This is a genomic window from Bacillus sp. EB01, from assembly GCF_000613125.1.
Classification (GTDB): Bacteria; Bacillota; Bacilli; order Bacillales; family Cytobacillaceae; genus Bacillus_D.
Genome location: NZ_HG964497.1, coordinates 5096259 through 5118448 on the forward strand (window position 1 = coordinate 5096259; position 22190 = coordinate 5118448).

The following is a 22190-nucleotide window of genomic DNA, read 5'->3' on the forward strand; positions in this document are numbered from 1 at the left end:
ACATGAAGGACCAAATAGACCAGATTCTTAGAGCCGCCTCTGAACACAAGGCATCAGATGTTCATTTGACAGTAGGTGTTCCGCCAATTTTAAGAATCAATGGCGACTTGAAGAGGTATGGCAAAGAGCCACTTAAACCGGCTGATACAGAAAGCATGGCTAAGGCAATTATTCCGGAGACAATGTGGCAAATTTTTAAGGAAAAAGGGGAGCTTGATTTTTCCTATAGTGTACCAGGTGTTTCCCGGTTTAGGGTAAATACGTACCATCAGCGAAATTGTATAGCCATAGCCTTACGGACGGTGCCATCTAAAATACCAACCATTGAAAAATTGGGAATGCCCGATACGTTGAAAAAGTTGATGGAAAAGCCGCAGGGCCTCGTGCTTGTAACTGGTCCAACCGGCAGCGGGAAGTCAACAACTCTTGCTTCGATGATTCATTACATGAACATGACAATGCGGAATCACATTATTACCCTTGAAGATCCGATTGAGTATTTGCATAAGCATGGAAATTGCATTATAGATCAACGGGAAGTTGGCTTCGATACCGGCAATTTTGCCAATGGGCTTCGCGCGGCGCTCCGGCAGGATCCTGATGTCATCCTGGTAGGAGAAATGCGCGACCTTGAAACAATCCAGACAGCGATCACAGCAGCGGAAACAGGTCATCTTGTCCTCGGGACACTGCACACATCAAGTGCACCGGCAACAATCAACAGGATTATCGATGTATTTCCACCCAACCAGCAGCCACAAATACGGATACAGCTTGCTTCAGTACTTGTCGGAATTATTTCTCAACGGCTTTTTCCTACTGCAGATAGGACAGGGCGGAGGGCCGCAACTGAAATCATGGTTAACAACCCGGCGATTGCCAACTTGATTCGCAATGAAAAGATTCACCAAATAGCGAGTATTATGCAAACTTCACGTGCCCTCGGGATGCATACTCTCGATTCTTCTATTAAAGAATTGATTGACCGGGGGACTATCCTCAAGGATGTCGCAGAGCCTTACTTGCAGGAGTTGATTTTCAATGGCCAGGTTTAAATATGAGGGCCGTGACAGGCGCGGCTCAAGGCAGGGTGTTATCAATGCTGTTTCAAAACGCGAAGCACTTCTTAAATTAAAGGAAGATGGGGTCCGGGTTGTTGATATAAGCGAAGTCCCAGAAACACTTCTGACAAAGGATATTACAATTGGGAATCCTGTAAAGCTAGAGCATTTTGTTATTTATATTCGCCAGTTTGCAACATTGTTAAAAGCAGGGGTAACAGTGGTTGATGCGACAGCCATTCTTTCTCAGCAAACTGAAAGCAAACCGCTAAGAAAAGCACTGCTTTCGATTGAATCGGAATTGCGGGAAGGACACCCGCTTTCGCAGGCATTAACGAAGCATAAGAAGATATTCACCCCGATGTTTGTAAATATGCTCCGGGCTGGAGAAGCGAGTGGTAACCTTGACGGGACGCTTGAAAGATTAGCCCAGCATTTTGAGAAACAGCATCATACTAAGCAGAAAATAGTTTCCGCTTTGTCATATCCTGCTGTCATCGGCTTTATAGCGGTTGGGGTTGTCATTTTTCTCCTCGTATCAGTCGTCCCAACCTTCGTAGACATGTTTGATGGGATGAATGCGGAATTGCCGGGAATTACAAAGTTTGTCCTTTCGGCAAGCGATTTTGTTCAACAATTTTGGTGGCTCCTTTTATTGCTTGGTGTATTTGTTAGCGGGGCGTTACTTGTTATGAAGAGGAACAAGGACACGAAGTATTATCTTGACTATGCGTTACTGAGAATGCCAATCTTCGGGAAGCTTCTGCAAAAAGCAGCTTTGGCAAGATTAACAAGAACATTAAGTTCGTTATTTTCCAGTTCAGTTCCGATTTTGCAGGCGATGTCCATAGTTGAGAATGTAGTTGAAAATGAAGTCATTGCAAGGGTAGTAAAAAAGTCACGGGATTCTTTAGAAAAAGGGCAATCGATGACAATTCCTATGGATGAGCACTGGGCCTTTCCACCTCTCGTCACGCAAATGATATCGATAGGGGAACAAACCGGTTCCCTTGATGCAATGCTGGACAAAGTGGCAGAATTCTACGAAAAAGAAGTAGATACAGGGACAGACCGCTTGAAGTCGCTGATAGAGCCACTAATGATTGTGGTACTGGCAGGGTTAGTAGGAACCATTGTTTTGAGCATTATGGTTCCAATGTTCGAGATGTTTAATCAATTTGACAAGAACTACTAAAAATAGTGATATATTTACAAAAATCCATTTTTTACTTAATTAATCTGTTGTATAATGAGAAGGTACTAATTTCATAGGTTTTAAGACCTTAAAAGGAGCGGGGAAAATGTTCAAAGCTTTGAAAAAGAAAATGAAAGATCAACGTGGTTTGACGCTTATTGAACTGTTGGCCGTTATCGTTGTTTTGGGAATTATCGCAGCAATTGCAGTACCAGCTATTGGTGGGTTGATTGATAAGACAAAAAATGATGCAGAAGTTGCAGAAGCTCTGCAAATCATAAGTGCTGCTAAACTTCAACATGCATCAAATGCAACTAAAGTCACTTGGACACATACTGAACTAGCAGATCTTGTTGAAAATGTTAAAGATACTTCTGGTTTTAACGTTAAATATGATTCTTCAACAAAAGAATATTCCATTCAAAATCATGATGCAGCAGATCATATCACAGAAGATGACACAACAAATCATTGGGTAACAGAAGATGAACTGTTAGAGTACAGTGGAAACTAATTTATTACTAGTAATTATTTTTCTATACGGCATCACCCTCGGCTCCTTCTACAATGTGGTCGGTCTAAGAGTGTCAGAAGGAAAATCAATTGTCCGCCCTGGCTCATCTTGTCCGAAATGCGGGCATAAGCTTAGAGCGTTGGAATTGGTTCCAGTAGTTTCATATTTCTTTCAACGGGGGAAATGCCGTGGCTGTGGGTCGCGGATTTCCCCTATTTATCCAATTATGGAGCTTGTGACGGGTATTCTATTTGTCCTAGCACCTGTTCTCCTCGGGTGGAGCTGGGAGTTAGTGGTTGCCTGGTCGTTGATTTCACTGTTTATCATCATTACTGTATCCGACATCGCTTATATGCTCATCCCTGATAAAATCTTGATTGTGTTTGCAGGGATTTTTTTGTTTGAACGTATTCTTTGGCCGCTTTCCCCCTGGTGGGATTCCCTAATCGGTGGTGTTGCCGGATTTAGTCTTCTTTTACTGATTTCAATTATCAGTAAAGGCGGGATGGGCGGAGGAGATATTAAGCTTTATGCTTTAATTGGTTTTATGCTTGGAACAAAGCTGATGCTTTTATCTTTCTTCCTCTCCACATTATTCGGAGCGTTATTTGGAATTGTGGGGATATTTTTAAAAATTGTTAAGCGGCGCCAGCCGATACCGTTTGGGCCATTTATTGCCCTGGGAACGCTGGTTGCGTATTTTTTCGGAAACGATTTAATTAAGATGTATATAAATTTATTTATATAGTAGTGTGTAACCTGATAACAAAGGGGTAGTTTGCATGGCTTTTTCCCTTTCGCTTGGCAACAAACGAACGATTAATATCATATTCAACGACCACAGCATACGCTTTCTGGAGCTTAAGTCTGCCGAGCCTCCTGTGGCCCAAAGATGGGGAGAGCGCCTTCTTCCTCCCGGGATTATTGAGGAAGGGAAAATTGTGGACTTTGAGACTCTTTCTACTATTCTCGATGAGTGTATTGATGAATGGAAGATTAGCAGGCGACCTATCCATTTTGTTGTGCCAGATCCCCTGGTTATTATTCGTAAAATCACGATTCCAGGGGACATAGAGGAAGACGAGATTCAGAGCCACCTTTATATGGAGCTCGGTGCCAGCATCCATTTACCGTTTGAAGACCCGGTCTTTGACGCTTATCCGCTTGGCGAAAAGGATGGAAAGAAAGAACTGCTCTTGTTTGCATCTCCCGAAAAATTTGTTATGGAATATTCGGAGCTATTATCAGGGTTAAGGCTTGTTCCTGTCTCCGCAGATATTTCACCCCTTGCGTTATATCGCCTTTATAATTCCTTGAATGGCCCTCAGCCAAATGAGCGCCTGTTTACAGTCCAGGTAAATATGACGTCTGTCAGTATGTGTATCTTTGAGGATCATATCCCTTATTTTATGAGGCAGTTTCAGCTTGATTTTGACGTAAACAATTGGGAAATTCAACATGATCGATCCGGGTCAAGCGAATACAAGTTTGTTGGGGAGGAGTTTCAGCTCCAATGGCAATTTTCGAATATCTATTCTGAAATGGTCAAACTAATGGATTTCTATAAGTATTCTGCGAGTGTTGAGACTTTAGGAATAAACAAAATCCTTCTCGTTGGGGATCATCCGATGCTAGACCGTATCCATGAAGAAATGAATGAGCAATTTGCAGTTCCTGTAGTTATTTTTCCAACTGACCAACTACAGAACAACCGGAGTACCACTTTTCCCCAAACACATACACTTGCACTTGGGCTTTCACTGAAAGAGGTGAGATGATGCTAATTGATATTAATTTGCTCCCAAAAAAGAAGCAAGCTAGCAAAAAGATCCTCACTTCCACATTCGTTTTGGCACTTCTGTTTATCGTAGCGGGGGGAGCACTTTTTTGGCAAGTTTCCTCTTTGAAAACTGATGTTGCTGTTGTTGAAAATAGAATTGATACTACTAAAAAATTGATAGAGCTGGAACAAAAGAAAACAACCGAGCTTACTTCGGAGGATTCTGCATCCAAGCTTGATCAGTCTGTTGTTTGGGCTGAAGAGTATATAGTCCCGTCTGTACCGGTAATGCGGGAATTCACCTCGCTATTGCCTGAACGAGGATTTATCCAGACTTTTGCTTATCAAGAAACTGGCGCACTTTCACTAACAGTTCAATTTGACACTAGTAGGGAAGCTGCTTATTACCTAAACAGGCTGAACGAGTCTGAATGGGTAAAGGAAGCGATGCTTTCCAATTTGACTGCGACACAGCAAGTCGGGGAGCAGGCAACTGACACTGCTTTAAACTTGGATAATGATAAAGAGGAAGAAATACTGCCTCGCTACCAGGGGCAATTTGAGATAAAGCTCAATATGGACACAGTGAAGGCTTCAGTCCTTAAAGATGGGGAAGGGGAGAGCGGGCTATGAGGCTGAATCCGAAAAAGCAAAACCTTATCATAGTCAGTCTTTCTGTCCTGTTCGTCTTATTTGCTGCTGGCGGTTATTTCCTTTGGGTTCAGCCATTAAAGGCAGACCTTGAAATGAAGGAAGCGTCACTTAAAACAGATGAACAGCTTTTAGAAGTTTTACAGGGGAAGGAAAATGAAGCTAGAGAGAACGCAACAGAAAGTACAACTCAGCTTCAAACAAAAATTCCGGTTAAACCGCTTGTCGAACAATTGATTCTTGATTTTGAAAAGGCAGAAGTAGTATCTGGCTCCAAAATTCTTTCAATGTCATTTTCACAGGATGGCAGTATCGAAAAGCCGGAAGAAAATGCCGAGGGAGCTACGACTGAAACAAGCACTACCGAAACAACAGAGACTTCAGTCGAAGTTGAAACTACAACGACCGACGAATACGGGCAGCCTTCCGAGCCAAAATCAGTCATTGCGGTTCCCGAAGGAGTCAAAAAAGTAACCGTCCAGCTTGCCCTTGAAGCAGCAGGATATGAGGAAATTGAAAAGTTTATTTCAACCCTTGAAAATCTTAAGCGGATTGCTGTTGTTGAATCGATAAACTATATCGGTAACCCTGAAGTAACCACTATTTTAGCTGAAGAACCATCATTGAAATTTACAATAACTATTTCAGCCTTTTACATGCCGGACCTTGCTGATCTTGCCAAGCAGACGCCAACTATCGATGCGCCTGAGCCTGCTAATAAGCGGAATCCGTTAACAACATTCTCGATACCTGAGAAGAAAGAAACTGAAACAGACGATAACATTGAAAATTAAATCAGTAATTGGCGAAAGCATCTTATAACAAGGCGACAAAAACCTTGTTATTTTTTTTTGTCTGTATGGTAGGATTACAAAAAGCGTAAGCGACTTGATCAGGACCGACCTGCTTAAGACGGAGTCCGAAGGATGGGCCTGCCCTCCGGAGGGAAACGGCTTAAGACCTCGAGGTCCTAGCGCTGAAGCTGGATTAAAACAAATCCGCCGTGGCAGAAGGGATGCGCGAATTGTGGACAAGCTGAAGAACAATACCATAAAGATTAAAATAAATGGCGATAGCAGGCCGTATAAAGAAGAACTCAAGAGGCAAGAGACGGTCAGGGAACCCGAGGCAAAAGAAATGGTCACTCCGGCCCAGCCTGAACAGGCTGCTGCTCTAGAAGCAGGGGAAGAAAGCTTTGAATGGATTTTACCGGAATTTGAACCAGCCGAAGCACCTAAAGAATACATAATAAAGGAAGCAACTGAAAGTGCCTCCATCTATCCGAAAGCAGCCAAGCCTGCTAAATCTTCAAAACCAGCTTTTAAATTTAATACCCTTAACTTGAAACCAATTATTGTTCCGGTTATTTTCGCGATATTAATCGGGGTTACATTAGGAGCTGGGATGCTTAAGCTGCTTAAACCGGGTGATGCCGTTGAAGAGTCTGTCACACCGACCAATGCCGTTACCCCTGCCGATAAAGAGAAACCGGTATCTACTGGCAAAACTGCTGCGGCCACACTGCAGCCAATTACAACCTTTGCAGTCCAGGAAGGGATCTATACAAATAAAGATTCAGCATCTTCAGTAAAGGATGAACTTCTCTCAAAAGGGATTCCTGCTGCGGTATTTGATAAAGATGGCCAGGCGATGATGCTTGTTGGTGTTGCAGCGAGTATCGAGGACGCGAAAGAAGTTGGAGCCGCCATGAAGGCAAAGGGAATAGAGATTTATGCAAAAGAGGTTGATTTCCATGAGAAGGACGCCGGAAAACTCGGTGAACAGGATGCGGCTTTTTTAAAGAAAGTCCCTGAACTTTATGAAGGCCTTAGCAATGCGGCTGCCGCAAGTATCACGGGAGGCAGTACGGGAGAAGCCGCAAAAAACGCGCAGTCCGAGCTTCAAAAAATTGATGGAAGCAAACTGAAAAACGATGCTGTCAAAAAATTGTACGGAGAGCTGACTGGTGCGGCTACTCTGCTTGCAACGGATCCTGATGAATCAGGCAGCATCAAAGCACAGCAGCACCTCCTTGACTTCCTTGCACAATACCAATCCTTTTAGAGATACTCGGGCACATCGCCCGGGTATTTTTATTTCGTTTACCAAATTCTAAATTTCGCGACTATGGATACCCGATTTATTGAGTGTGTCTACGTCTAGCTCCAGCGCCTATCGCATAGCAAACTTCAGGTCTCCTCCCTATGATAAGTCATCATCGAATCGCCTTAAGCTCTTCGTGATTCCTTTATCTCAGTCGAAGCCCCTCCATTTTGTACGGCGATGACCACTAAGGGAAGCTTCAGAGAATATTCATCGCAGGGACAGGCGCACTTTGCCTGTCACGAAGGCGCTTCCGCTTTTGTTCATGTATAAGAAAGGAAAAATTTCGACACTTTAATCATTAGAAATTGTTTGCCGGGGCGAAGTTTGATACGATTGGAATGTATCTCCCCAAACAAAGCAAAAAGAAAGGTGATTGTATGCCGAACCTCATTTTAGCCTCTTCATCTCCGCGGCGAAAGGAACTTCTTGAAAATCTCCAGCTTACTTTCCACATTTACAGCTCAGATGTTGACGAAAGCTTTGCACCTGGCTCATCTCCTGAAGACATTGTGATGGGGCTTGCCGAACGAAAGGCGATGGCCGTATCTCATGACCATCCCGGTGATTTTGTCATTGGCGCCGATACCATTGTTGTTGCAGACGGTAATGTGCTAGGGAAGCCCGCCGATCGCGAGGAAGCTATCAGGATGCTGAAGCTTTTGTCAGGCAGTGTCCACCATGTTTACACCGGGGTGGCTATCATCTCCCCGGAAACAAAGTCGTGTTTTTATGAAAAAACTGAAGTCCATTTCTGGGAGCTGACGGACAGGGAAATCGAATATTATTCGGATAGCGGTGAGCCGCTGGACAAAGCAGGCGGCTATGGCATCCAGGGTCTGGGCGGCATGCTTGTCAAAAAAATTGACGGCGATTATTTTAGCGTTGTCGGGCTGCCTGTTTCCAGGACAGTCCGGGAGCTTGCCAAGGCAGGCTACCCGCTTCCGTATTGATTGAAAGGTTCCGGGCAATAGGAGACGCCTTGTCCGGCTCTCCCTACTATAAGGGAGGAAACACGTTTGACGAGCAATACATTAATGATCCGTGATTACCCCCAGGAGGAAAGGCCTCGGGAACGATTCATTTCCGGCGGACCATCCAGCCTTTCAAATCATGAATTGATTGCACTGCTGTTAAGAACAGGAACAAAGGATGAGTCTGTCCTTCAATTGGCAAATCGGCTCCTGTCCCATTTCGAGGGACTCCGGCTTCTAAAGGCTGCCTCACTTGAGGAAATAACGGCAATTAAAGGCATCGGCCAGGCGAAAGCCATCCAGCTATTGGCGGCGCTTGAGTTGGGAAGCCGGGTTGCCAACCTCTCCAACAATGAGCGTTATGTCATTCGTTCCCCTGAAGATGGGGCAAACTATGTGATGAACGAGATGCGCTTCCTGAGCCAGGAGCACTTCGTTTGCCTCTATCTCAACACAAAGAACCAGGTTCTCCACAAACAGACAATCTTCATTGGCAGTCTGAACGCCTCGATTGTCCATCCTCGCGAGGTGTTCAAGGAGGCTTTCCGCAGGTCGGCCGCTTCCATTATTTGCCTCCATAATCACCCCTCAGGCGACCCTACTCCTAGCAGGGAGGATATTGAAGTGACGAAAAGGCTGTCGGAGTGCGGCAAGATCATTGGAATAGATGTACTCGACCATTTGATTATCGGGGAAAATAAATTTGTGTCTCTGAAGGAAAAAGGTTACTTGTAATACTATGTTTTTATTTGACGTTACGCTATAATAAAGCTTATGATTTTTTAGGGCCTGCCCATTAAAAAATACGAATTAATTGCTGAGTTTTTCAACAATTTTATGATATGAACACCCTCTTTTTCGCCAGGAGGGTTAATGACAGAATTTTTGCTACGGAAAGGGAGATACGCGTATGTTTGGATTAGGATCAAGAGATCTTGGCATAGATTTGGGGACTGCCAATACACTTGTTTATGTTAAAGGAAAAGGAATCGTCTTAAGGGAGCCATCAGTTGTTGCTTTTCAGACGGATACAAAAGATATTGTCGCTGTCGGAAATGAAGCGAAAAATATGATCGGAAGGACTCCTGGTAATATTGTAGCTTTAAGGCCGATGAAGGATGGAGTTATTGCCGATTATGATACAACGGCGACTATGATGAAGTATTACATTCGGGAAGCTACGAAAAGTAAAGGTATTTTTAAGAGCAGCAAGCCGTATATCATGGTTTGTGTTCCATCCGGAATTACTGCTGTTGAACGCCGGGCTGTTATTGACGCAACAAAACAAGCCGGTGCGCGTGATGCCTTTCCAATAGAAGAACCTTTTGCGGCTGCGATTGGCGCGAACCTTCCTGTTTGGGAACCGACAGGAAGCATGGTTGTTGACATCGGCGGCGGTACGACCGAAGTGGCGATCATTTCCCTTGGAGGGATCGTGACAAGCCAGTCAATCCGTATTGCCGGTGATGAAATGGATGAAGCAATCATTCAGTATATTCGTAAAAACTATAACTTGATGATTGGCGACCGTACTGCGGAGACAATCAAAATGGAAATCGGCTCGGCCGGAAATGCGGAAGGTATTGAAAATATGGAAATCCGCGGCCGCGACCTTTTAACTGGTCTGCCGAAGACGATTGAAATCACTGCCGCTGAAATTGGCGGAGCGCTTCATGACACGGTGTATGCGATTGTTGAAGCGGTAAAAAGCACGCTTGAAAAAACACCACCTGAGCTTGCCGCTGATATCATGGATAGAGGGATTGTCCTGACTGGCGGAGGAGCCCTTCTGCGCAACCTTGATAAGGTCATTGGCGAAGAAACGAATATACCAGTCCTAATCGCGGAAAATCCGCTTGATTGTGTGGCAATTGGGACAGGTAAGGCGCTTGATCATATCGACCTGTTTAAAAACAAAAGCAGGGAATCTAAGTAAATGATTGCAAAACGAGGTGTGAATGATGCCACAATCTTTTTTTAACAAACGCCTCATTATCCTGTTAGTTAGTGTCATTATCCTGGTTGCGTTAATTGGATTTTCATTAAGAGAACGTGATAGGCTGACGTGGCCGGAGCAGTTCGTAAAGGACTCTACCGGCTGGCTTCAGTCGCTTGTCTCTACTCCCGTCCAGTATGTTGCGGGCTTTTTCGAAAATGTCTCGGATCTCCAAGATACATACAATGAAAATAAGAAGCTGAAAACAAGAGTAGTAGATATTGCGCGGCTTGAAGCAGAGGTCTATCAGCTTGAAAAAGAAAATGAAGAACTTCGCAAGACGCTCGATAAAACGGAGTCTTTGACCAATTCGGATATCATACAGGCAACAATTATGGGTCGGAACCCGGACCGCTGGAATGAACTGATTATCATCAACAAGGGCTCAACAGACGGGCTTGAAAAGAATATGGCTGTTATTACAGCTGAAGGCCTAATCGGCAAGGTTAAAAGCGTTAATGATTTTTCCTCGACAGTCCAGCTTCTCAGTGCGATGGATCCTAAGAACAGGATTTCTGTTGTAACCCAGGGAAAAGAGGAAATCTATGGTTTTGTCGAAGGATATGATGAGGAAAAGAAGCTTCTTCAAGTAAAAAAAATTCCGTATGAAGCGAAAGTGAAAAAGGGACAGACAGTCGTGACTTCGGGCCTTGGCGGAGTGTTCCCTAAAGGGCTTTTGGTAGGGAAAATCGAGGAAGTCCAGCCTGACCAATACGGATTGAACCAGATTGCCTTTGTGAAGCCTGGTGCAAACTTCTACGACATTAGTGAAGTAATAGTAATTAAACGGTTAATGGACAAGCCGCTTGCTTCAGAAATGGTGGATGATAAGGAGGAAGAATTGTGAGGCGTGTCTTCCTTCCTCTTTTGTTGTTTCTATTTTTTACAATAGAAAGTATCTTTGTCCTGCTTCTACCATCGGAATACTTTATGGATAAATACATTTTGGTGCCTAGATTCCTAATTGGCATCCTGATGCTGTTCGCGATTTATGGCAAACAAAAACAAGCCGTTATTTATGGATTTGTGTTTGGGCTTCTTTTTGACATCGTTTATACTGAAATAATCGGAGTCTATTTATTCCTGTTTCCATTGACGATTGTCATGGTATCAAGGCTGATGCGGGTTTTCCATGCAAACGTTCTTGTCGCGATTGTGGCGATACTTGCAGCTATTTCAGCCCTTGAAATTGTGATTTATAAATTGAACAATTTTATTGGCATTACAGAAATGCCGTTTTCAGCATTCGCTGAAGTGCGCCTTTTGCCGGTCATTGTCCTGAACTTTGTTTTCCTGGCAGTGGCCTTTTATCCATTCAGGCGCTTTTTTGAAAAATTGGCACAGGATGAAAGCCTTTAAAAAGGATTTTTGGCAATGTATGTCGAAATGTAATAAAGGCAGTCTGTACCCTGGATAGCCAGGGAAGGTTGGGTGTTTGATGATCGGGGTGAAAGGCGTGAGCAAACGGCAACATGTGACGATTAAAGGGACGAAGGATGGCATCACGCTGTTCCTTGATGACCTTTGCTCGTACGAAGAATTAAAGCGGGAATTGGAAAACAAGCTTTCAATTCATGAAAATAGCAGCGGGGACGGCAACCTCCTTCATGTGAATGTGAAGTCCGGGAACCGATTCTTAACAAATGAGCAGCAGGAAGAATTGAAGCAACTCATCCGAAAAAAAAAGCATCTTGTTGTCGAAACGATTGAATCAGATGTTATCTCGATACAGGAAGCTAAACAACTGGCGGAAAGGTCGCAAGTTAGCACCGTGGCTAGAGTGATTCGCTCTGGCCAGGTTCTTGAAGTGCCCGGCGACCTGTTGCTGATTGGCGATGTCAATCCTGGTGGGGTAGTAATGGCCGGGGGCAATATTTTTATCATGGGAATCCTCAAGGGGATTGCCCACGCAGGTTGTTATGGCGATACTGAAGCCATTATTGCTGCTTCTGCCATGGCGCCATCGCAGCTAAGGATTAGCCAGAATGTACTGACTCTGCCGAATATAAATGGTCCAGAAAATATGCGTGACATGGAATGTGCGTACATAGATCAAGAAAATGAAATTGCACTTGGCAGGCTTCAGTCATTGGCAGGTTTAAGGCCTGGATTAACTAGATTAGAAGGAGGGCGTTAACGTGGGGGAAGCAATCGTAATTACATCCGGGAAGGGCGGCGTCGGCAAGACGACGACTTCCGCTAATTTAGGTACAGCCCTTGCCCTGCAGGGGAAGAAGGTCTGCCTGGTCGATACCGATATCGGGCTTAGGAATCTTGACGTTGTTATGGGACTTGAGAACAGGATTATTTATGACCTGGTCGATGTTGCCCAGGGCCGCTGCAAAATGCATCAGGCGCTTGTAAAGGATAAGCGATTTGACGGGCTTCTCTATTTATTGCCTGCAGCCCAAACAGAGGATAAGACCGCTGTCACGCCCGAACAGGTAAAAACGCTCGTTGAACAGCTTAAGCAGGATTTTGATTATATTATCATCGATTGTCCTGCCGGGATTGAGCATGGTTACAGGAATGCTGTCGCTGGCGCTGACAAGGCGGTTGTCGTGACAACTCCGGAAAAATCGGCTGTCCGCGATGCTGACCGTATTATTGGCCTCCTTGAAAAAGAGGAAAACATTGAATCGCCAAAATTGATTATCAACCGAATCAGGCCGCAAATGATGAAAAACGGCGAAACAATGGATGTTGAGGAAATTACTTACCATCTTTCAATCGAACTGCTGGGAATTGTTGCTGATGATGATGAGGTCATCAAGGCATCGCATTACGGTGAGCCTATCGCAATGAACCCGAACAGCAAGGCATCGATTGCCTATCGGAACATTGCCCGCAGGATTCTCGGTGAATCAATACCGCTTCAACAGCTTGAGGACGACAACAAAGGTGTATTTACGAAAATTAAGAGATTTTTTGGTGTTAAATAAGTAGATTAATAGAGAATATGAAGCCCTGCTGGAATCATTGTGATTCGGCAGGGCTTATTTGTGCATGGTTTTTGCCATACTCGAAACAAGTTGGGGGAAAACGGAAGCTTGTTCACTAGTTATTTTATGATAGTACTCACTAGTTACCACACCACCCGGGCAAGACCCTGACTATATAAAAAAATAAAATATAGTAAGTTTTTGCTATAAAATTAGGGGTTATTTTTCTGAAAAGACTACTCAGGTTCATAGTCATGGCTATTTTTACAATGATCCGGGCCAGACCCTGGCTATGGTCAATTCGGAATTTAGTAAGTTCTAACTAGTGAGATTTAGGTTATAGCTGAAAACACACCTTAATCACTGTTGGAAATCCCCTTCAAAAGACCTTTTAAAATGAACTCCTCCATTCGGTAGCATACACCGGACAACTCCTTCATAGACTTGTACAAAAACGTGGTAAAAAAGGTTGGTGGAGATATGCAGCCAAGCAAGGAGGAAATCCGCAGGCGAATAGCTCAGCGGAAAAAGGAACGGAGTCGGCGGACAAGCAATAAATTACCTGAAAGACCTGGCAAAACGCCAGTACCTGGCTGGCTCCAGGACGATGAGAACTACCGATTCAATGAGATGATTTCCTATGAAACCGGACCGGATGAGGGCAGCCATCCCTTATTTAAGAAGGAAGTGTTTTTCTTTAAGCTGCTTGGTTCAGCGGTATTATTCCTGGCGATTGCCATCCTGTTCCGCAGTCAGTCACCTGCGGCGGATCCGGCGAGGGAGCTTATTTTAAAAGGATTCACAGAAGACTTCCAGTTTGCCACGGTCAGCCAGTGGTATGAAAATAAATTCGGCAAGCCGCTTGCCTTGCTCCCCCAGCCAAAAAGTGATGAGCCGGTGCAGACTGACTTTGCCATGCCAGCCTCGGGAAAAATACTCGAAAACTTTGAAAAAAATGGCCAGGGTATCATGATTGGGACTGATAAGGATGCAGCGGTGGAGGCGATTAAAGAGGGGCTCGTCAAGTTTGCCAGTGTAAAGGAGGGGCTTGGGAAAACTGTCATTATTCAACATGCTGATAACACCGAGTCCTGGTATGGGAACCTTGAATCAATTTCAGTCGGCCTTTATGACCACGTTGGGAAATCCAAGGAAATTGGCAGGGTAGGGCCAAGTGCCGATGAAACAAAAGGGGAGTTTTATTTTGCGATAAAAAAGAAAGAAGAGGGCTTCATCGATCCAATCAAGGTGATTTCATTTGAATAAAGCCGCATCACTGCTGGGGCTTGTCCATATCCATCCCCTGTTATGGCTCGCAGCAGCCCTGGCAGTCGTTACCGCCCACTTTCAAGAGCTTTGTATGCTGCTGTTTATCATTTTCATTCATGAAATCGGCCATGCGTTTGCAGCAGCTATGTTTTCGTGGCGGATTAAGCGGATCACGCTGCTTCCATTTGGCGGAGTGGCGGAAATGGATGAGCATGGCAACCGGCCGCTAAAGGAAGAAGCCATTGTCATTCTGGCCGGCCCACTTCAGCATGTATGGATGATAGCTGCAGCCTATGTTCTGCACAGCTCTGGGTTCATCCTCGATTCTACCTTTGAATTATTTCTAGATTATAATATCATGATTCTCGTTTTCAACCTGCTTCCAATTTGGCCGCTTGATGGCGGAAAGCTTCTCTTCTTGGGATTGTCCCTTTGGAAACCTTTCCCCGAAGCGCATCGATGGGCTTTGATTGCTTCGTTTGCAGCTCTTATCGTATTCACCCTTGGTATCTTGGCGATTGCTCCGCTGCATTTGAATAGCTGGATTATTGCCGGATTCCTTTACTTTACGTTATTTTTTGAATGGAAGCAGCGCCACTATGTGTTCATGCGGTTTTTACTGGAGCGTTATTACGGAAAGAAAGATAGCAATCTTTCGGGATTACAGCTAATAAAAGCAAACGAAGGGGAACCAATCCTGGAGGTATTAGCAAAATTCCGGCGCGGGTTCAAGCATTCTATCATCATTGACAGCGCTGCTGGAGAAAAAGGCATTCTCGATGAAAATGAAGTACTTCATGCATGCTTTTCCGAGCATCGGATATCCGGAAAAATCGGAGACTTGTTTTTTGTATATTGATTGGAAAGGTATTCCCGGGTTCCGCCTGGCGAATGCCTTTTTTGCGCTACCCCGATTAACGGGAAGTAAGATCCCCACCTCAAAATTCTGAGCAAAAAAGAAAGGGTGGAGATCACTGCCGTAAATGCCCGATTGGTTAAACTAACAATCAGTGGGATAAAAAATCCCCATTGACTGAAGTTTAACTTTATAATGAGTAGAGATTTAGAGAAGCGGGGTTTACTCATGAACCAATTAATTATTAATTACGGTGCCCGGGAAAAACGGGCAGCCTATTTAAAGGACGGCAAAGTGGAAAGAATCGAACTTAGCCGCGAAGACAGCCAAACTCTTGTCGGAAGTATTTTTCTGGGGATTGTCACCAAGGTGCTTCCTGGCATGAATGCGGCCTTTGTGGACATTGGAACCGGGAGGAACGCGTATCTGCATCGCGATGCTCTTGCCTCATTTGTCCAGTCGGTTGAGCCTAATGAAGCAAAAGCAAAGAAGTCGGTTTCATCGTATGTCAGCCAGGGTGAGCGGCTGCTCGTTCAGGTGGAAAAAGATCCAGTGGGAACTAAGGGTGCGAAGGTGACCGGGATCCTCGAGTTTGGCGGCGCGCATCTTGTCTATATGCCTCAGGGAAAACAGGTGGCTGTTTCAAAGAAAATGGGTTCTTCTGAGAGGCGTGAGCAAATTAGGAACCTGGGCCGTGAAGCCATAACCGAACCGGAAGGTGTATTGTTCAGGACTTCCTCCGAGACAGTCGGCGATGAAGACCTCCTGGACGAACTGAATCAGCTACGCGAGGAAGCAACTTTGCTTTTTCAAAAAGCAGCAGGGTTAAAGAAGCCCTTCCTCCTTTCCTCGAGCAATCATTTCCTTGAAAAAGTTCAGGAATTGCTGACTACAATCAAGGAAGGAGACGTGATGGCTGACGACCTGGCATTCCTTGAAAAGCTGAAGGCTTTTGGAAAAGGTCATTTATTTTCGTATTATTCAGGCAAAGCGAATATATTTGATGCATACGGAGCTGATAAAGAGCTTGATAAGCTGCTTCGAAGAGTGGTTTGGCTAGAAAATGGCGGCTATTTGCTTTTTGAAGAAACAGAAACATTGATCGCTATTGATGTGAATACAGGCAAGTTTTCCGGAAAAAACAACTTGCGGGAAACGGTCTTAAAAACAAACATGCTGGCAACAGAAGAAATCGCCAGGCAAATAAGGCTTCGCGACCTGGCCGGAATTATTCTGATTGATTTCATTGATATGAAGCAAGATGAGGACCGTGAGCTTGTTGCTAAAAAGATGGAAGCGGAGCTGAAAAAGGATTGGCGGCGGACGAGGCTGGCCGGGTTTACGTCGCTCGGAATTCTCCAGATTACCAGAAGGTGTGTTGGGGAGTCTTTCGGAGAAACACTCACAGTGAAATGCCCGTCATGTGAAGGGACGGGAAGGGTGCAAAGCCCGGAAACAGTGGCGTTCAAGCTGGAACGCGAGTTGTGGGAATACCGCGGCAGCCTTGAGGATGCAGTCCTTATTGAGGCGACCGAGCAGGTCAGGTCAGTTTTTAACGGGGAAGGAAATATCCATTTAAATAGGATTGAAAAGTCACTGGGTATGAAAATTATCTTTAGTGTTGCTGCTTCGCCGATTCATTTTTATAATATTTTGCAGTTTGGTTCTGCGGATGAACTTTAGGAAAAAGCCCGTAATTTAGGTTGACACTACGTGCCAAGTTGTGATAGTATTTTCATGTTATGTTTGTAGCGCACCCGTGCTACAACCGCTCAGAACAGGTTTCAAGATTTGCGAGAGCAAACGCCTGGGTTGGCGAGTCTTAGACTAAGAGGAGGTGCAAGTTCATGTACGCAATTATCGAAACAGGCGGTAAGCAAATCCGTGTAGAAGAAGGCCAAGCCATCTACATCGAAAAGCTGAACGCTGAAGCAGGCGAAACAGTTACATTTGATAAGGTTCTTTTCGTTGGCGGTGAAGATGTTAAGGTTGGCAGCCCGGTTGTTGAAGGCGCGACTGTTACAGCTACTGTTGAAAAGCAGGGCCGTGCAAAGAAAATCATCGTATTCAAGTACAAAGCGAAGAAAAACTACCGTAAAAAGCAAGGTCATCGTCAGCCATACACTAAAGTTGTAATCGGCAAAATCAACGCGTAAGGCGTGATTTGATGATAAATGTAGCGATTATTCGAAATGACACCGGCTCAATTGATTCGTTTTCAATCAGTGGCCATGCGTTTTTTGCAAAACGGGGCGAGGATATCGTCTGTGCGGGCGTATCCGCGGTTTCGGTTGGTGCAATCAATGCCATCCATGAGATTACGGGAGTCGTTCCCGAAACGGAGATCGATTATGAAGAAGGTCTGCTCCGCTGCGTGATTCCGGGAAACCTATCGGCGCAGGAGCAAGCTAAAATTCAGATTCTTCTCGAAGGAATGTACTACTCGCTGAAAACGATCGAAGAAGAGTACGGAAAGCACATACGAATTACCTTCAAAAACCAGGAGGTGGAATAAATGTTATTAAAATTGGATCTTCAATTGTTTGCTTCCAAAAAGGGAGTAGGTTCTACAAAGAACGGCCGTGACTCCATCTCTAAGCGCCTTGGCGCGAAGCGTGCGGATGGCCAGTTCGTAACTGGTGGTTCTATTCTTTACCGTCAACGCGGTACAAAGATCTATCCAGGTGAAAACGTAGGCCGCGGTGGAGACGACACTCTTTTTGCAAAAGTTGACGGCGTTGTTAAATTTGAACGCTTCGGCCGTGACCGCAAAAAAGTGAGCGTTTATCCAGCAGCTCAAGAAGCTTAAGTTAACGTTCTGAAAACTCTAGCCTCCATGGCTGGAGTTTTCTTTTTGTGTTTTTACTGGAAAAAGAAGGAAACTTTAAAAAGGAAGCCAGCGAAGCTAGAAAAGATACATATCCAAACCAGAATTTTCCGATAGTGCCAAATTTGCTTACGAACCAGGCTTTTTTTGTTATACTATGAGCAAATGAGCATTAGGTATAAGGAGTAATGTATGGAAAAGAATTGGGATCTTGTTGAAGTTCTCAGGTATTCCCGACATGACTGGCTGAACAGGCTGCAGCTGATAAAAGGGAATCTTGATTTGGATCGGATGGATTGTGCAAAAGCTGTTATTGATAAAATCATTATTGAGACTCAACAGGAATCGAAGCTTTCGAATCTTAAAATGCCCGAGCTTGCCTCTCAGCTGCTAAGAGCAAATTGGGAAGGACACCATTTCACGCTTGAATACGAGGTTTTGTACGAACAACAATCAAAGCCGGTTGATGAAACTGCGATTACAGAGTGGGTGGCTGAATTCTTTTCCATATTGGATCAATCTGTTGAACCTTACCAGGAGAACAGCCTCTCCATCTGCCTGAACCAGGTCGAGGATGGGATAAGTTTCAATTTTGATTTTAGCGGAATAATAAAAGAGACGATGCTGCTTGGCGAACTCCTTCAGAAAGGCAGCGGCTTGAAAATTTCTGTAAGGGAGCTTACCCACGAGGAGCTCGATCTTGAGGTTTTTGTGCCGTTCTGCTAACGGATGTCCCGCCGTGTAGATCAGAAGGAAAAGTTAGTGAATGGATATGGCCATCGGGGCATGGATTTGGTCTTTTCAAGTATGACCCATAAGCGGACCCAAACCATCCACTTATGCTTTTCGATACAGACGGGAGGATTTTGAAAAATGTTTGTTGATCAGGTGAAAGTTTATGTAAAAGGCGGGGATGGCGGCGATGGTATGGTCGCGTTCCGCCGTGAAAAATATGTACCAAATGGCGGCCCTGCTGGCGGTGACGGCGGCAAGGGAGCCAATGTTATTTTCCAGGTTGAGGAAGGACTTAGCACTTTGATGGATTTCCGCTATAAGCGCCATTTTAAGGCTGACCGCGGAGAACATGGCATGTCGAAAAACCAGCATGGGCGTGGTGCCAAGGATATGATTGTCAAGGTTCCACCTGGCACAGTCGTATATGATGAAGAAACGAATGCGATCATCGCCGACCTTGTAGAAAATGGCCAAACTGCCGTTATCGCAAAGGGAGGCCGTGGAGGACGCGGCAATTCACGGTTTGCCACTCCGCAAAATCCAGCTCCCGAGCTTTCCGAAAAAGGCGAGCCAGGGCAGGAGAGGAACGTTATACTCGAATTGAAGCTGCTTGCTGACTGCGGGCTTGTCGGTTTTCCTAGTGTCGGAAAATCCACGCTTCTTTCCGTTGTATCTTCAGCAAAGCCGAAGATTGCCGAGTACCATTTTACAACAATCGTACCGAACCTCGGTGTTGTTGAAACAGAAGATGGCCGCAGTTTTGTCATGGCGGATCTTCCAGGCTTGATTGAAGGTGCCCATCAGGGAGTCGGCCTTGGACATCAATTCCTGCGCCATATTGAGCGCACCAGGGTTATAGTCCATGTGATTGACATGGCAGCAACTGAAGGCCGGGATCCTTTTGAGGATTATACAAAAATTAATCAAGAGCTTCAGCAATACAATCTTAGGCTGACCGAGCGTCCGCAAATCATTGTTGCAAACAAGATGGACATGCCGGAAGCAGAGGAAAACCTGAAGGCTTTCAAGGAGCAAATCCAGGAAGATTATCCTATTTTCCCAATCTCCGCGGTTACAAGGCAGGGGCTGAGGGATTTGCTGTTTGCCATCGCTGATAAAATTGCTGAAACACCTGAATTCCCGCTCCATGAAGAAGCACTTGAGGATACCAGTGTGAACAGGGTTGTTTATAAGCATGAGAACGAGCCGGAGCAATTCAAAATTACCAGAGATCCAGATGGCGCTTATGTTATTTCTGGTGACAGTCTAGAAAGATTATTCAAAATGACGGACTTCTCCCGTGATGAGTCGGTTCGCCGCTTTGCCCGCCAGCTGCGCGGCATGGGTGTCGATGATGCACTAAGGGAGCGCGGCGCCCAGGATGGCGACATTGTCAGGCTGCTTGAATTTGAATTTGAGTTTATTGAGTAATGGCTTAAGCGGGGTGTGGTTGGTTTGAGTTATAAAAAGGGAGATTTGAAATTTTATCTGGTCAGGGAAGATGTATTGCCGGAAGCGATGAAAAAGACCATTGATGCAAAGGAACTGCTTGATCGGGGCAAAGCTTTGAATGTTGGCGAAGCTGTCCGCCAGGTTGACCTTAGCCGGAGTGCTTTTTACAAGTACAAGGATACGGTCTATCCATTTTCACAAATTGTGAAGGATCGGCTTGTCACACTCGTTTTCCATTTGGAGGATCGTTCCGGCACGCTATCGCAGCTGCTTGGCATAGTTGCAAATGCCGGCTGCAATGTCCTGTCCATCAATCAATCCATCCCACTTCAAGGTAGAGCAGTTGTTACACTATCCCTTAATATTAAAGAAATTAAGGTGGATATAGAAGACTTGCTTGAAACCTTAAAGCAGCTTGAATACGTTGAAAGTGTCGAAATACTCGGCACAGGAGCTTAAATTTTTGTAAAGGGTGTTCCAAGTATGCTTGGGACACCCTTTCTTTCGATTGTATGATTTCCGCTGCAAAAAGGGAATGTCCCAAGAATAATCATCATAGGGATACAAAGGAAACCATCTGTGAATTAACATCGCAGAGACAAGGCGGCTCTTTGCTTGGCTTGAGGTGCATTTTGCCTGTCACGTGGAATTTCGGCGTATAGGGCGGCCTGGAGTGCCAGTCCAGCTCAGAGCCTAGCCAGTTTTCATCCTTAACATAGCTTACTTGATTATCTTGTTACAATTATGGCTTGGATATCTTAATTGCTACAACTTCAGCTGATGGTAAGACTTATCCTTCAGGCCACCACAAGAGTATACTTCGAAAGCATATACATCGCACGTAATTATGCGATAGCACACCGGAAAACTTCCATGAAAAAATGAGTGAGAAGTGTTTAGAAAAGGATTTAGTAGACGAGCCGGCAGAGTGAGATTCGTCGAGAAAAAGGTATTTACTAGACGGAACTAGGTCCGGCGGGGTGAGATTCGTCTAGAAAAAGGTGTTTACTAGACGGAACTAGGGCCTGCGGAGTAAGATTCGTCGAGAAAAAGGTATTTACTAGACGGAACTGGGGCCGGCAGAGTGAGATTCGTCTAGAAAAAGGTATTTACTAGCACCAATAATTTGAAGAAGAAGTTGGTGCGGCAGTCAATAAGGAATGTGAAGTAGAAAAATGCAAAAAAGGCTGTCCCGACAGGTCATGGATTTCAATGACCTTTTAGGACAGCTTCTTTTCTGTTTGAGATTTAGTTCGGAATCAGGAACCCAGCCTTCTGAAGGGTTTGTTCTGCTCTTTCAAGTGCTTCCTTTGAACCTGCGGTCAGCGTGTGCAAATGATAACCGCCAGTCAGCTCGGATAGGAAGGAAGCATTTGTTTCCCTGACCCTTGCCATGAATTTTGAGACTTCAGGGCGATTCGAGACCATGATTGATGCTGTCAGGTCTCCGTAGACAGGATGTTCGATTTTGACATCCTTAACGGTGACTCCTTCGTCCACGATGGCGATTAATTCCTGCTCTGTTTTATCAGGAGCATGGAAGCAGGCTATGGTCTTTTCATAAACTGGCGCCTGAGTATTTTGTTTCAAATACAAATATCCCTGGCTTGTAGCGATGATCGGTTCGCTTTTGGCTTTTAGCAGCGTGATGTCACCTACAATGATCTGTCTGCTGACGTTCGCCCTTGCAGCCAGATCGCTGCCTGTAATCGGCTCGTTACTTTCCTTCAAAAGCGACAAAATAATCGCTCTCCGCTCATCTCCAAGCAATTTCTTTTGTTCACCCATATACAACAACTCCCGGTAGGATGGTTATCCCTATTTTAGCATAAGCT

The 22190-nt window shown here is 44.9% G+C and carries 25 protein-coding genes and 1 other annotated feature; of the genes, 24 read left to right on the forward strand and 1 reads right to left on the reverse strand.

The features are described 5' to 3' along the window. Positions 1-2 precede the first annotated feature (2 nt). From TY16_RS24010 to TY16_RS24125, 24 genes are all read left to right on the forward strand, one after another. Entirely contained in the window at positions 3-1055 is a 1053-nt protein-coding gene (locus tag TY16_RS24010) for a type IV pilus twitching motility protein PilT (RefSeq protein WP_043934228.1), read from the forward strand. Next, a complete protein-coding gene (locus TY16_RS24015) occupies positions 1042-2256 on the forward strand; it encodes a type II secretion system F family protein (RefSeq protein WP_043934229.1) in 1215 nt (404 codons plus the stop codon). Before TY16_RS24010 ends, TY16_RS24015 begins: the two co-directional genes overlap by 14 nt. A gap of 106 nt (positions 2257-2362) precedes the next feature. Next, complete coding sequence (locus TY16_RS24020) at positions 2363-2770, forward strand: type II secretion system protein (RefSeq protein WP_043934230.1); 408 nt, start codon at positions 2363-2365, stop codon at positions 2768-2770. After that, positions 2760-3518, forward strand: coding sequence for a prepilin peptidase (locus TY16_RS24025; protein WP_043934231.1), 759 nt, complete (start codon positions 2760-2762; stop codon positions 3516-3518). Before TY16_RS24020 ends, TY16_RS24025 begins: the two co-directional genes overlap by 11 nt. A 34-nt stretch (positions 3519-3552) precedes the next feature. After that, entirely contained in the window at positions 3553-4548 is a 996-nt protein-coding gene (pilM, locus tag TY16_RS24030) for a type IV pilus biogenesis protein PilM (protein WP_043934232.1), read from the forward strand. Then, positions 4548-5183, forward strand: a complete 636-nt coding sequence (locus tag TY16_RS24035) for a PilN domain-containing protein (RefSeq protein WP_043934233.1) — start codon at positions 4548-4550, stop codon at positions 5181-5183. The genes pilM and TY16_RS24035 overlap by 1 nt, the downstream gene beginning before the upstream one ends. Then, on the forward strand, positions 5180-5995 hold the full coding sequence (locus TY16_RS24040) for a hypothetical protein (RefSeq protein WP_043934234.1): 816 nt from the start codon (positions 5180-5182) through the stop codon (positions 5993-5995). Before TY16_RS24035 ends, TY16_RS24040 begins: the two co-directional genes overlap by 4 nt. 232 nt (positions 5996-6227) lie before the next feature. Continuing rightward, positions 6228-7265, forward strand: coding sequence for an SPOR domain-containing protein (locus TY16_RS24045; protein WP_155922311.1), 1038 nt, complete (start codon positions 6228-6230; stop codon positions 7263-7265). 419 nt (positions 7266-7684) lie between these two features. Further along, positions 7685-8257, forward strand: coding sequence for a Maf family protein (locus tag TY16_RS24050; RefSeq protein ID WP_043934957.1), 573 nt, complete (start codon positions 7685-7687; stop codon positions 8255-8257). A gap of 84 nt (positions 8258-8341) precedes the next feature. Continuing rightward, positions 8342-9013 (forward strand): RadC family protein, encoded by a 672-nt coding sequence (gene radC / locus TY16_RS24055; RefSeq protein ID WP_197028482.1) that lies wholly within the window; start codon positions 8342-8344, stop codon positions 9011-9013. A gap of 175 nt (positions 9014-9188) precedes the next feature. After that, positions 9189-10214, forward strand: coding sequence for a rod shape-determining protein (locus TY16_RS24060; RefSeq protein ID WP_043934237.1), 1026 nt, complete (start codon positions 9189-9191; stop codon positions 10212-10214). Positions 10215-10239: 25 nt separating this feature from the next. Next, positions 10240-11121 (forward strand): rod shape-determining protein MreC, encoded by an 882-nt coding sequence (mreC, locus tag TY16_RS24065; protein ID WP_043934238.1) that lies wholly within the window; start codon positions 10240-10242, stop codon positions 11119-11121. Continuing rightward, positions 11118-11633, forward strand: a complete 516-nt coding sequence (gene mreD / locus TY16_RS24070) for a rod shape-determining protein MreD (RefSeq protein ID WP_043934239.1) — start codon at positions 11118-11120, stop codon at positions 11631-11633. Before mreC ends, mreD begins: the two co-directional genes overlap by 4 nt. A 97-nt stretch (positions 11634-11730) precedes the next feature. Then, on the forward strand, positions 11731-12411 hold the full coding sequence (minC, locus tag TY16_RS24075; RefSeq protein ID WP_043934958.1) for a septum site-determining protein MinC: 681 nt from the start codon (positions 11731-11733) through the stop codon (positions 12409-12411). Position 12412: 1 nt separating this feature from the next. Next, entirely contained in the window at positions 12413-13216 is an 804-nt protein-coding gene (gene minD, locus TY16_RS24080) for a septum site-determining protein MinD (RefSeq protein WP_043934240.1), read from the forward strand. A 480-nt stretch (positions 13217-13696) separates the two neighbouring features. Beyond that, positions 13697-14482: a M23 family metallopeptidase gene (locus TY16_RS24085; protein ID WP_043934241.1), complete on the forward strand. Its 786-nt coding sequence runs from the start codon at positions 13697-13699 to the stop codon at positions 14480-14482. Next, positions 14475-15344 carry a M50 family metallopeptidase gene (locus TY16_RS24090; protein WP_043934242.1) on the forward strand — a complete coding sequence of 290 codons (870 nt, stop codon included), beginning with the start codon at positions 14475-14477 and terminating at the stop codon, positions 15342-15344. Before TY16_RS24085 ends, TY16_RS24090 begins: the two co-directional genes overlap by 8 nt. Before the next feature lie 225 nt (positions 15345-15569). After that, a complete protein-coding gene (locus TY16_RS24095; protein WP_043934243.1) occupies positions 15570-17024 on the forward strand; it encodes an Rne/Rng family ribonuclease in 1455 nt (484 codons plus the stop codon). 73 nt (positions 17025-17097) lie between these two features. Continuing rightward, positions 17098-17174, forward strand: a sequence feature (ribosomal protein L21 leader region). Positions 17175-17188: 14 nt separating this feature from the next. Then, a complete protein-coding gene (gene rplU, locus TY16_RS24100) occupies positions 17189-17497 on the forward strand; it encodes a 50S ribosomal protein L21 (RefSeq protein WP_043934244.1) in 309 nt (102 codons plus the stop codon). An 11-nt stretch (positions 17498-17508) separates the two neighbouring features. Further along, the gene (locus TY16_RS24105) at positions 17509-17856 is read left to right on the forward strand and encodes a ribosomal-processing cysteine protease Prp (protein WP_043934245.1); all 348 of its coding nucleotides are present in this window, start codon (positions 17509-17511) and stop codon (positions 17854-17856) included. After that, complete coding sequence (gene rpmA / locus TY16_RS24110; protein ID WP_043934246.1) at positions 17857-18150, forward strand: 50S ribosomal protein L27; 294 nt, start codon at positions 17857-17859, stop codon at positions 18148-18150. It begins immediately after the preceding gene. Between the two features lie 210 nt (positions 18151-18360). Beyond that, positions 18361-18894 (forward strand): Spo0B C-terminal domain-containing protein, encoded by a 534-nt coding sequence (locus TY16_RS24115; protein WP_043934247.1) that lies wholly within the window; start codon positions 18361-18363, stop codon positions 18892-18894. 147 nt (positions 18895-19041) lie between these two features. Beyond that, a complete protein-coding gene (obgE, locus tag TY16_RS24120) occupies positions 19042-20334 on the forward strand; it encodes a GTPase ObgE (protein WP_043934248.1) in 1293 nt (430 codons plus the stop codon). Positions 20335-20358: 24 nt separating this feature from the next. Further along, complete coding sequence (locus TY16_RS24125) at positions 20359-20814, forward strand: ACT domain-containing protein (protein ID WP_043934249.1); 456 nt, start codon at positions 20359-20361, stop codon at positions 20812-20814. Positions 20815-21603: 789 nt separating this feature from the next. Here TY16_RS24125 and TY16_RS24130 read toward each other — a convergent pair. Next, positions 21604-22143, reverse strand: coding sequence for a transcription repressor NadR (locus tag TY16_RS24130; RefSeq protein ID WP_043934250.1), 540 nt, complete (start codon positions 22141-22143; stop codon positions 21604-21606). Between the last annotated feature and the right edge of the window lie 47 nt (positions 22144-22190).

What these genes read in the sequence shown, in the direction of transcription:
- TY16_RS24010 (WP_043934228.1), top strand. Translation starts at nt 3, where the DNA reads ATGAAGGACCAAATAGACCAGATTCTTAGAGCCGCCTCTGAACACAAG.
- TY16_RS24015 (WP_043934229.1), top strand. Translation starts at nt 1,042, where the DNA reads ATGGCCAGGTTTAAATATGAGGGCCGTGACAGGCGCGGCTCAAGGCAG.
- TY16_RS24020 (WP_043934230.1), top strand. Translation starts at nt 2,363, where the DNA reads ATGTTCAAAGCTTTGAAAAAGAAAATGAAAGATCAACGTGGTTTGACG.
- pilM (WP_043934232.1), top strand. Translation starts at nt 3,553, where the DNA reads ATGGCTTTTTCCCTTTCGCTTGGCAACAAACGAACGATTAATATCATA.
- TY16_RS24035 (WP_043934233.1), top strand. Translation starts at nt 4,548, where the DNA reads ATGCTAATTGATATTAATTTGCTCCCAAAAAAGAAGCAAGCTAGCAAA.
- TY16_RS24040 (WP_043934234.1), top strand. Translation starts at nt 5,180, where the DNA reads ATGAGGCTGAATCCGAAAAAGCAAAACCTTATCATAGTCAGTCTTTCT.
- TY16_RS24050 (WP_043934957.1), top strand. Translation starts at nt 7,685, where the DNA reads ATGCCGAACCTCATTTTAGCCTCTTCATCTCCGCGGCGAAAGGAACTT.
- radC (WP_197028482.1), top strand. Translation starts at nt 8,342, where the DNA reads ATGATCCGTGATTACCCCCAGGAGGAAAGGCCTCGGGAACGATTCATT.
- TY16_RS24060 (WP_043934237.1), top strand. Translation starts at nt 9,189, where the DNA reads ATGTTTGGATTAGGATCAAGAGATCTTGGCATAGATTTGGGGACTGCC.
- mreC (WP_043934238.1), top strand. Translation starts at nt 10,240, where the DNA reads ATGCCACAATCTTTTTTTAACAAACGCCTCATTATCCTGTTAGTTAGT.
- TY16_RS24085 (WP_043934241.1), top strand. Translation starts at nt 13,697, where the DNA reads ATGCAGCCAAGCAAGGAGGAAATCCGCAGGCGAATAGCTCAGCGGAAA.
- TY16_RS24095 (WP_043934243.1), top strand. Translation starts at nt 15,570, where the DNA reads ATGAACCAATTAATTATTAATTACGGTGCCCGGGAAAAACGGGCAGCC.
- rplU (WP_043934244.1), top strand. Translation starts at nt 17,189, where the DNA reads ATGTACGCAATTATCGAAACAGGCGGTAAGCAAATCCGTGTAGAAGAA.
- TY16_RS24105 (WP_043934245.1), top strand. Translation starts at nt 17,509, where the DNA reads ATGATAAATGTAGCGATTATTCGAAATGACACCGGCTCAATTGATTCG.
- rpmA (WP_043934246.1), top strand. Translation starts at nt 17,857, where the DNA reads ATGTTATTAAAATTGGATCTTCAATTGTTTGCTTCCAAAAAGGGAGTA.
- TY16_RS24115 (WP_043934247.1), top strand. Translation starts at nt 18,361, where the DNA reads ATGGAAAAGAATTGGGATCTTGTTGAAGTTCTCAGGTATTCCCGACAT.
- obgE (WP_043934248.1), top strand. Translation starts at nt 19,042, where the DNA reads ATGTTTGTTGATCAGGTGAAAGTTTATGTAAAAGGCGGGGATGGCGGC.
- TY16_RS24130 (WP_043934250.1), bottom strand. Translation starts at nt 22,143, where the DNA reads ATGGGTGAACAAAAGAAATTGCTTGGAGATGAGCGGAGAGCGATTATT.